Here is a 9,029-nt window from a genome sequence, read left to right on the forward strand (position 1 = left end):
GCGGGCTTTCTTCTGTCGCAAACCCGGGCTCCACCTCTTCTTCAAGTATTTCTCTTGCCGGTCTCATGCGGACATGAACGTCTGGCTCGCCGCGTCATATGTAGCGTTCTTCGCATCTAGCGTCATCATCGCACTCTATGACTGGAGCTACGCCGCAATAGAGTTCTTCTCTCTTCTGCTTTCGTTGTGGCTAGTCGGCGCGCCGATTGCGGTGTTGAAGTGTTACAAGGGGATATCCCATGCATACGCCTTTCACATCTTCATAATACTGTGGTCACTTTTCTTAGTGTTCAACTATGCAATTCAGCTTCCGTTGGCGCAGATCTACTTTGCGGCGAAGCTCGCGGCCGCGTCGACCGCGGTGGTTGGCCTCTTTGTATCACGGTTGACGTGTTCGCCAAAGGAGGAGCCGTAGTATTGACCCCCATTTTTTTCTCCTCCCACTCTGCCGCTACCTCACAGTGGGTCGCCTGTCTATGTCCAAGGGGCAAAACCCATTATTTGAAGCGTTGCAAAAGCGGATATACCCGGCGAACTTAAGATAACTCTTGTACGGCAATTTTTCAACGGATAAATTTCACAAATTTTCGGCAACTTCGGCGTCCAAAAAAACGATCTGGTTACGTTGAAATAAGGAGCCAAATCGACATGCCGACTATATACAGAAGCATGCCGACCAACATGGATTCAAAGTATGGCGGTAGCGAAGCCGCAATTGTAATGATTATCGTTAGACTGGTGAAATGAGCGCCGGTAAACCCTACCCCTAATTCGGCGAAATGTTCACGTCGTTCGTCACGTACAAACTCCACAGCGATTGCGAAGAACATAGCGAGGATGGCCGGAAAGGCGGTGACAAAGAAGGCGTCTAGCCTATACTTCAAATTAGCCCACAGGTGGAACGATGAATAGATGTACAACGCCGCACCGATGAACGCCGACGCGATGTTCACAACGCCGACTCATAATATAAAACCACCTTGCCAAGATTTAAACTTCTTATCTGTGCAAACCTCGGCGGCGAGTTGCCGAACGCAGAGTGTTTGTCCAGATAGACCGACAGCGCCAGGCGGACAGCGGCACCGTCTATAACCCATTTGGGTCATGCCACTTTATGCGGCGGGAGAGAAAAGCTAGAAACGCGTTTTCAACTCTCCCGACTCACCTGCCTGACAGCGACGACATCAAGCAGGTGAAGCGGAATAGATAAAAGGATGTTTCTGGTTTTTTACTTCCGTGTCACATGTAGACATGGGCCAAACCGAACGCCGCCCCACAGCGAGACATTCTGTTAGTAAAATAGCAAATTTTTTAGTGCCTATTATTCCAATTTCATTTTTCTCTTATTATGTCCTTACTGGTGAGTTTGATATGCTCGTGTTTCTGCTTCACACAGCCGTTTTCCTGGCGCTGTATTATGCAGTTCTAGCATACTGCGGCTTTGACGGCGCTACACTCGTGTTCCTAGCTTACATTATGGTGAGACCTTATGGCGATATAATTAGTGTATTGTTTATGACTGTGTCTTACCTTGTAACGCTTGGCCTAGTCTACTTTGACAGGCGTAATCTCTGTAGAGCCGCGCGTGAGGTGTAACGCCGTTGCCGCGAGACCCAACGGAGACGACTACGCCGTCAACCAGATGTATCGAAATAGTTGAAAATGTGTTTCTAGCTTTTCCCCCTCCGCGCCACGTGTGGACATGGGCCGAACCGAACACTACCTCACGGTGGGGCAGTTCATTAAGCTAATCGAGACTCTGCGGGAGGAGGGGCTTTCAGACAATTCGCTGATTATGTTTGAGTCTCTGTCTATAGTTGACGCGAGGGGCGGCGTAAACACGTACTACGACGTCTTCACCGACGAGGTCGTAAAGTCGGAAGTTGTCGTCGGCGAAGACGGCACGTTTGACGACGCCGTCCTCGGCAAATACCGGTGGGACGGCGAAAAGTGGACATGGACTAAATAACCCCATTTTTCCCCACACTTTTCTCCCCCTGCCCCCTCTGCGCATGCGCCTAAAGAAGGCGATATACGCGGCGGCGGGCTTGGGTCTCGCCGGCGCCGCCATCGCGCTGTCTAGAGGCTTTGTTGAGGTGAACCCGTTGTTTGTCAACAGTCCGTGGGCCGCCGTGTGGGCCAACATTGCAATGGCCACCGCCGTACTTGCCCTAAGCGATGCAATTGTAAGGGCGGCGAGGACACTCGGCGTCGAGAGACACTTGTTGGCCATGTTGTTGATCTTCATCGCCACAAAAGCAATCACCGTCATAAGCAACGTATTGATACTTGCCGGCATCATACACACGCCGCTGTTGCCGCCCCAAGTCCGATTCATATTGGCGATACCCACCGCGGCGTTGGCCGTGCTCACGGCGATAGCCGCCGTAAAACAAACCCGTTTTTTAACCCACCCACACCTCTAACGCAATCTCCCACCACTTTCTACTCCCTCGGTTCACCTGCCTGACGTCGTCGCTGTCAGGCAGGTTAGTCGAAATAGTTGAAAGGGTATTTCTGACTTTCCCCTATGCGCCATATGTAGACATGGGCCAAACTTTGAAAACCGAACACGTCGTAGACCGTAGACGTAGTCAAGTCAAAAGATGTCCCCCTTATTGCATTTACTGTATTTATCAGCGCCGAGGGCCTCAACCAGTCTATAACTCCGCCAGCTCTATATCTACGAAATGTGACATTCCACATAAAGACGTCTCCCCAGAAAGCCCAGCTGAAGTTTAGCCTCTTGAGGAGACTCCTCTCTCTTACCTTAGACATGGCTTGTTCAAACAATGCGCCAAGCTCTAGATATTTACTTATGTTCAAAGTCCCAACGGCCTCCCTAGCTCTTGACTCAGCCGCTAGACATATGGTATAGTTTAGACGTGAAGTAAGAGAGCTCCATTGGTCTAGGGCAAATTTTGCAATTCTATAGGCCTCTAATGTGTTTGAATATGCCTCAGTTAACACTAACAAAACACCGACTGTAGACACCAGCGCGATTACAACAATTGAGAAGTATATCAGCCACCACACTTATACCTAGCGCTTTATAAGGCGCTAAAGCGTAGTTAACTAGTGCGGAAATACGCCCAACCTCTCCACTTCAACTCTCTACCGTCCCACCAGACAACGCCGCGGCCCTCGGCTACTTTAGCAAATGTGACATAGGGCTCTTTTACATCGCAATCTCGCCTTATGGCAAACACTGGGAGAAACTCCTCGCCGCCGTTGAAAACCAATTCGCCAATATCTAGGCCCCTTTCTTTTGCAAAACTTAATACCTCCTCTGGTACAGGGAGAGATTCCACTATTATGTCTACGCCATTTGCCATAGTCCAAAGCACATCGGCTAAGCCATCTGACGAGTCCATACTAGCTGTAACACATTCAGGCGGGGGGAGGGGCCACAGAGGCTCTGGCCTCTTTAACATTTCCACACCCTTAGCTACAACAGGATTGTCATCCCTCCAGTATCTATAGGCTAGAGATGTGTAGCCAAATTTAGGTATTGTCACGAGAATATCGCCTGGCTTAGGCGTGCGGCCTATTCTGTAGGTAGCTCTGCCTATAATCGCGACGTCTACTACCACATCGCCGCCCTGGTTTAAATCGCCTCCTACATATCTCAGAGAGAGACGCGTCGCTGCCTCCCTCGCCCCCTCTATAATCTCCGCGGCTTCCTCGAGGCGGGGGGCTGTGACTGAGACAAGCATATAGAGAGGCTCTACATATTTTACTCTTATATCGCTGTAAGCCGCGGCTACGTTTCTCCAACCGAAGTCTCTCCAAGTCTGGAACGGGAGTTTTGAAGTAGATGCCGCAGAGCCGTCGATTTTAAGCGCCCATCCGTCAATGTACACTACGTCGTTGTCCTCAAGTCCAAGAGCTGATATTAGGCCTTTTAGAAATTTCTTCTCATCCACTATTCGGCTGTAACCTGTTCTAATAACTTCAGTGTATCAACATCTTCGTCTCTCAACTTTTGCCAAAGCGGCGAGTTTTTACACAGTACATAGCGGGTTCTAGCTCTTGTATCGTCCCTCTGCATAAGACCTGACTCCACAAGTTTTTCCAGTATGTGTTTTACTAAGGTAAGCGCCACTGGAGCTGTTGTATCTATTCCGCCAAATTCTAATACCTTCCTCGGTGTAAATGAGACACAAGACCCCCTGGCCTCTCCTACTATTTTCCGCATCCCTGTGTAGACCGTTCTAAGGACTGTTTTGAAGTCTGATAGATTAAAGCGATGATTCATGGAAATTTACTCTGTCCAAAATTTAACTCCACCAAATATCTTTGCCCCCAGGTATTACATTCTATCCTGTATAACACCTGTATCTATGGCCATCACACTTTTTGTAACTATTTCGTACTCATGAGCCACATCCCCGGTCTGGGGCCCGGCGACTAGGGGGCAAAGCCAGCCCCCAACGACCCGAGCCCCCTCGCCTGCGGCCGCCCAAAAGGCGTCGCGGGCCCCAGCCCCCGGAGAGGGCCGGGAGCCGCAAAAGGGGGCTCTCTACACAAGTGTGCATGACATAGAGAAGAAAAACTAGTTCTAAATTTCTCACTCGCCTATGACTATTACAACGACATTACGTCTACGGGGCCCATCCATTTCGATAAGCATAATTTCTTGCCAAGTCCCACGTCTAAGTTCGCCGTTTACCACGGGCATTACCAAGTGGAATCCCAAGAAAATGTTAGCTAAGTGGGCGTTGGCATTGTCGTCAATTTCGTCGTGGCGATAGCCGGCGCCGCGGGGAAACAAAGCTCTCACTTTGTTAAGAATATCTTCTTTAAGCCTGGGCTCGTTTTCATTAGCGGTTATAATCGCCGTGGCGTGAGGCACGTAAATTAACGCTATGCCGTTTTTCACACCGCTTTTTTCTACAGCTTTTTCAACCTGCTCGCTTATGACAACGATCTCCTCTCTTGACCGAGTAGATATTTGAAACTCCTCTACGTATACTCTCACGACTTTCTGAGTCTCTACGTTTTTAAGTTATGACGTAGAGAAAGCCAACCATCACGCCGCTCACTAAATTGACGCTCTCATTTGTTAAAAAGCCTTTCTTACGACAGCCAGTTACATAAGTTTCCAATATTTTGCCATTACAAACATACTTTATCTGGAGAGCTGCGCCTAATATACTGTCTAAGAGCTCGCCTAAATATCCAAAAAGAGCGATTTTCCAAAACGGCTGTGGTATCCAAAGGAGGGGTGATAGAGCCGCTATAGTAAAAGCTCCTGCTACAGACGCCATAGTGCCTATAAGCGTTATGCCGCCAGAAGTCCCAGGTTCTACCCGTCTCCACGGTGCAAGAATATACCTCGGCGTTCCGCCATATGCCACGCCGACCTCGCTTGCCCATGTATCTGCAGTAGCAATGGCCACTGCCACAGCCGCCGCGCCCAAAAACTTAGCGTTGCCTGTCAAAAGATAGATAGATGCAAACATAGCAATTGGCGTGCCGACGCCCACTACCTGTCTCAGCGAGCGGCCAGAGACGTCTTTGAGACCCCTTTCCAACTTCCACTGGGCCCTGAGTTTTGTAAGGAGCGAAGATGTAACAAAGAATACCGCCATCAGTAGAAAGAGGCCCATATGAGCTATTGCGACGGCTACTCCCACGGCTATTGCAGAGAGCGTGCCTCTTGTAGTGAGAAAGCCTTTCTTTAATGCCAGAATAGCCAAAATTACAACAGAGGGCACTGTAATAATGTAGAGATCCATCGCCACCGCTATTACATATATATTTATTGGTTTTCCACACTATGGACATAGTAACTAAGTTACATCAGAACTACGGGGGGGCGATAGAAAGAGCTTTAGAACACTATCTCTCAATAGATGTAGCGCCAGATTTTAGAGAAGAAGTGCTGTATCAGATAAAAACCGGCGGGAAGAGACTAAGGCCTTTGTTAACATTGGCAATAGCTGAGGCAGTCTCAGGGCAGTGGGAGCCGGCTCTGCCTGCTGCAACTATAGTGGAGTTAATTCATAACTACTCTCTTATATATGACGATATTATAGACAGAGGAGATGTGAGAAGAGGCATGCCGACAGTTAGAAAAGCCTTTGGAGACAACGCCGCTATTTTAATTGGCATATGGTATAGAGAGGCTATTGAAGAGGCTGTATTAGATACGCCGAAGCCTCTTGTTTTTGCAAAAGAGGTGGCCAAGGTAATTAAGGCAATAGACGAGGGAGAGAGACTAGACATCCTTTTTGAATACGCCGGGCGAGACGACCCGTATTTTATAAAAGCTAGAAAGAGAGACGTGACGGTAGAAGACTATATACACATGGTGTCGCTTAAGACAGGCGTATTAATTGCAGCTGCTGCAAAATGGGGAGTTTTATCAGTCAGCGACAGTAAGGAGCTCGCCGAGGTAGCTTGGAACTTCGGCTTAAATGCTGGCATAGCCTTTCAAATTATCGATGACGTACTTGATATATACGGCGATCCGAAAAAATTCGGCAAAGAGATTGGCAAAGATATTAAGGAACACAAAAGGGGAAATGCGGTTGTGGCCATAGCGCTTTCAAAACTCCCGCATTCCGAGAGAGAGCGTCTACTTTCAATATTATCAAAAGCAGAAGTAGGCGAGGCCGATATAAAAAACGCTGTCGCTTTACTAGACTCTGTGAAAGCTAGAGAAGAGGCTCTTTCACTTGCTGAAAAGTATAGAAGAGAGGCAGAACGCTATCTGGAGAATATCCCAAACAATGGTACGTTGAAAGAATTGTTAGATTTTATACTAGAAAGACAATACTGATGTATATAGTCAAATTTGGCGGTTCTGCAATAACAGATAAAACAAAACCATATACCTACGTCAAGGGGCGTATTTCATATATAGCGTCTACACTTCGCGGTAGACCAGCTGTGCTTATACATGGCGCTGGCTCTTTTGCACATCCTCACGTTAAGACATATGGCCTAACTCCCCTAGGGATAGCGTATACAAAGGCAGCTCTCAAACGTCTTACTTCATATGTAATAGAAGAGCTGGCAGAGGCTGGGGTATACGCCATGCCGATAGAGCCTAGCGATATCTTCTGGAGAGACACCCCAACTAGACTTGAGCCTATTAAACACGCCCTCGAAAATGGTCTATATCCGCTTCTCCACGGCGATATAGTTCCCGCAGATGTGGGGTATGTTGTCATAAGTGGCGACGACATAGCTCTCCAACTTACAAAAGCTCTTAAGCCAAACGCCGTGGTTTTCCTAATGGATGTAGACGGCATATATACAGCGCCGCCGGGCACGCCTGGGGCTTCTAAAATTCAGAGGATAGAAAGCGACATAGATATAGAGGGCACCGCAGGCATAGATGTAACGGGGGGTGTTAGAAAGAAGATCGCGGTGGGTCTTGCGATAGCGGCTTTGGGAATTCCAGTCTTCTATTGTTCAATTATGGATAGAGAGGCAGTAGAGAAGATATTAGAAGGCAAGACCCCGGAGAGTTGCACCATGGCTGAGCCTTAGAAAAATTTTACGCTTTTTGGAAGCCCATCTGCCAGCTCCACTCTTATATAACTGCCGCTTAACGTGGCATGTAATGTATTTTCCACGCCAATAATCCACGACCGTATTTTTTCAAATTTGTCCATAGTATATGTGAGAAGAATCACGGGTTTTTTTGCATTGGTTGGCAACGCTTCGGCAAAATCGGCGGGGTTTATCGGCGTATTGTACTCCAACACTGGCAAGACATATACAGGTCTCTCTGCGGCGTCTAGAGATATTTGTTGAGTCAACGCCTGGGGGAGCTGTATACCAGGCCTGTATAAAATTAGGTAGACATAGGCGTTATCGTATCGCGGAGGTGTTGTAACAGCTGAGACTGTGCCGTTGAAAAAGACATAGGCCTGGCTGACTGAGAGCACAGTAGTAAAGTCTGTGGTTGGAGAAGCGCCTCTAGGGCCGAAGATAATCCAGCCCAAGCCTGTGGTACCTAAGATATATCCAGTTTCGGCAAATATAAGGGCGATGAGGGCTATGATAAATATCTTCCCGCGCCTTCTCCTCTTTTCGCTTTTAGTAACCATGCCCTCGCTGTTGTCTAATTATATAAGTTTTAACAGTTGGCAAGATAGCCAGGGCTTACATAAGTTATCCACATTGTTAAGAGATAGAGCAGTGTAAATACAATACCTACAGTTTCAAGTTGTTTATACCACCGGCTGAGGAGTAAGAGTGTGCCTGCGAGAGAGCCGAGAAGAACGTAGCCCACTAGCGTTGTACATAACTGCGTATTTGGCCCAAAAATACTCCAAAATCCGCTTAAGACAAGAGAGACAAACACTACGACAGCCAGTCCAACTACGACGTCGAACTTTTCCATATGTAGCAGTAGAAACACCTTTTTAAGTTGTCAACAAGTGAAGATTATGTCGATAATATATAGCGGCGAAATAACTTGTCCAGTCTGTGGAACAAAGACATTTAGATATGTGGAGATACTATATGAGACTCCCTTTTTTGGCAACGTGTTACTTCAAAGCGGCTACTGTAGCAATTGCGGCTACCGCCTTTTTGACGTCGAATATGCAGAAGTTGGACGGCCAATTCGCGTAATTTTTAAAGCCAAAGACGGCATAGATGTTGCAAAATCTCTTCTCATCCGTAGCAAGACTGGAGTCATATATTCGCCAGATTTAGGCTTTTCACTAGAGCCGGGGAGCCACGGAGAGCCTATGATAACTACAGTAGAGGGCTTTATGTATAAGATAATTGACTATGCGGAAAGACTAAAAGCCCTAGAGCCTGAAAATGCCGCTAGAATAGACGGATTTATAAATACCGTATATGAGAAGATAGAGAAAGGCGGTTTTACCCTAATAGTTGAGGACTCGCTAGGGAAGTCGTTTATACAACCGTATAGGCCAGAAACAGTAACAGTAGAATACCTAGAGTAGGTCCCCTTTGCACAACCGGCCCCCCGTCCTGGGGTTGCCGAAAAGGCGGCTCCGGGGCGGACTCGGAGCCCCCAGAGAGGGCCGGGAGATGCA

Annotated in this window: 15 protein-coding genes; 7 read left to right on the top strand and 8 right to left on the bottom strand. The window is 47.8% G+C overall.

Translation table 11 applies throughout. From position 1 onward, the window contains the following. The first annotated feature begins 73 nt into the window (after positions 1 to 73). A complete protein-coding gene (locus tag ACZ49R_RS01515; protein WP_464733450.1) occupies positions 74 to 415 on the top strand; it encodes a hypothetical protein in 342 nt (113 codons plus the stop codon). Positions 416 to 620: 205 nt separating this feature from the next. Here ACZ49R_RS01515 and ACZ49R_RS01520 read toward each other — a convergent pair whose 3' ends face one another. Next, a complete protein-coding gene (locus ACZ49R_RS01520) occupies positions 621 to 953 on the bottom strand; it encodes a hypothetical protein (protein WP_464733451.1) in 333 nt (110 codons plus the stop codon). Between the two features lie 298 nt (positions 954 to 1,251). Here ACZ49R_RS01520 and ACZ49R_RS01525 point away from each other — a divergent pair, with 298 nt between their 5' ends. The 3 genes from ACZ49R_RS01525 (at position 1,252) to ACZ49R_RS01535 (ending at position 2,426) form a co-directional block, all read left to right on the top strand. Next, entirely contained in the window at positions 1,252 to 1,596 is a 345-nt protein-coding gene (locus tag ACZ49R_RS01525) for a hypothetical protein (RefSeq protein WP_464733452.1), read from the top strand. Between the two features lie 106 nt (positions 1,597 to 1,702). Continuing rightward, the gene (locus tag ACZ49R_RS01530; RefSeq protein ID WP_464733453.1) at positions 1,703 to 1,969 is read left to right on the top strand and encodes a hypothetical protein; all 267 of its coding nucleotides are present in this window, start codon (positions 1,703 to 1,705) and stop codon (positions 1,967 to 1,969) included. Between the two features lie 43 nt (positions 1,970 to 2,012). Continuing rightward, positions 2,013 to 2,426: a hypothetical protein gene (locus ACZ49R_RS01535; protein ID WP_464733454.1), complete on the top strand. Its 414-nt coding sequence runs from the start codon at positions 2,013 to 2,015 to the stop codon at positions 2,424 to 2,426. 64 nt (positions 2,427 to 2,490) lie between these two features. Here the strand turns inward: ACZ49R_RS01535 and ACZ49R_RS01540 are convergent, their stop codons facing one another. The 5 genes from ACZ49R_RS01540 to ACZ49R_RS01560 all read right to left on the bottom strand — a co-directional run bounded on the left by ACZ49R_RS01540 (position 2,491) and on the right by ACZ49R_RS01560 (position 5,741). Further along, positions 2,491 to 3,036 carry a hypothetical protein gene (locus ACZ49R_RS01540; protein WP_464733455.1) on the bottom strand — a complete coding sequence of 182 codons (546 nt, stop codon included), beginning with the start codon at positions 3,034 to 3,036 and terminating at the stop codon, positions 2,491 to 2,493. Positions 3,037 to 3,071: 35 nt separating this feature from the next. Continuing rightward, the gene (locus ACZ49R_RS01545; RefSeq protein ID WP_464733456.1) at positions 3,072 to 3,926 is read right to left on the bottom strand and encodes a thiamine-phosphate kinase; all 855 of its coding nucleotides are present in this window, start codon (positions 3,924 to 3,926) and stop codon (positions 3,072 to 3,074) included. Continuing rightward, positions 3,926 to 4,258: a hypothetical protein gene (locus tag ACZ49R_RS01550; RefSeq protein ID WP_011762945.1), complete on the bottom strand. Its 333-nt coding sequence runs from the start codon at positions 4,256 to 4,258 to the stop codon at positions 3,926 to 3,928. Before ACZ49R_RS01550 ends, ACZ49R_RS01545 begins: the two co-directional genes overlap by 1 nt. 312 nt (positions 4,259 to 4,570) lie before the next feature. Next, the gene (locus ACZ49R_RS01555; protein WP_464733457.1) at positions 4,571 to 4,981 is read right to left on the bottom strand and encodes a secondary thiamine-phosphate synthase enzyme YjbQ; all 411 of its coding nucleotides are present in this window, start codon (positions 4,979 to 4,981) and stop codon (positions 4,571 to 4,573) included. A 22-nt stretch (positions 4,982 to 5,003) separates the two neighbouring features. Beyond that, positions 5,004 to 5,741, bottom strand: a complete 738-nt coding sequence (locus ACZ49R_RS01560; RefSeq protein ID WP_464733458.1) for a DUF92 domain-containing protein — start codon at positions 5,739 to 5,741, stop codon at positions 5,004 to 5,006. Between the two features lie 41 nt (positions 5,742 to 5,782). On the opposite strand from ACZ49R_RS01560, the gene ACZ49R_RS01565 reads away from it, so the two are divergent. Continuing rightward, the gene (locus tag ACZ49R_RS01565) at positions 5,783 to 6,787 is read left to right on the top strand and encodes a polyprenyl synthetase family protein (RefSeq protein WP_464733459.1); all 1,005 of its coding nucleotides are present in this window, start codon (positions 5,783 to 5,785) and stop codon (positions 6,785 to 6,787) included. Continuing rightward, positions 6,787 to 7,503: an isopentenyl phosphate kinase gene (locus tag ACZ49R_RS01570; protein ID WP_011762949.1), complete on the top strand. Its 717-nt coding sequence runs from the start codon at positions 6,787 to 6,789 to the stop codon at positions 7,501 to 7,503. Before ACZ49R_RS01565 ends, ACZ49R_RS01570 begins: the two co-directional genes overlap by 1 nt. On the opposite strand, the gene ACZ49R_RS01575 is transcribed toward ACZ49R_RS01570, so the two are convergent. Together ACZ49R_RS01575 and ACZ49R_RS01580 are read right to left on the bottom strand one after the other, a co-directional pair. Next, the gene (locus tag ACZ49R_RS01575; RefSeq protein ID WP_464733460.1) at positions 7,500 to 8,066 is read right to left on the bottom strand and encodes a hypothetical protein; all 567 of its coding nucleotides are present in this window, start codon (positions 8,064 to 8,066) and stop codon (positions 7,500 to 7,502) included. The genes ACZ49R_RS01570 and ACZ49R_RS01575 overlap by 4 nt on opposite strands. 29 nt (positions 8,067 to 8,095) lie before the next feature. Further along, positions 8,096 to 8,362, bottom strand: coding sequence for a hypothetical protein (locus ACZ49R_RS01580; protein WP_464733461.1), 267 nt, complete (start codon positions 8,360 to 8,362; stop codon positions 8,096 to 8,098). 46 nt (positions 8,363 to 8,408) lie between these two features. Between ACZ49R_RS01580 and ACZ49R_RS01585 the strand changes: the two genes are divergently transcribed. Further along, the gene (locus tag ACZ49R_RS01585; RefSeq protein WP_464733462.1) at positions 8,409 to 8,936 is read left to right on the top strand and encodes a ZPR1 zinc finger domain-containing protein; all 528 of its coding nucleotides are present in this window, start codon (positions 8,409 to 8,411) and stop codon (positions 8,934 to 8,936) included. Positions 8,937 to 9,029 lie beyond the last annotated feature (93 nt).

The sequence above is a fragment of the Pyrobaculum organotrophum genome (genome assembly GCF_055384425.1).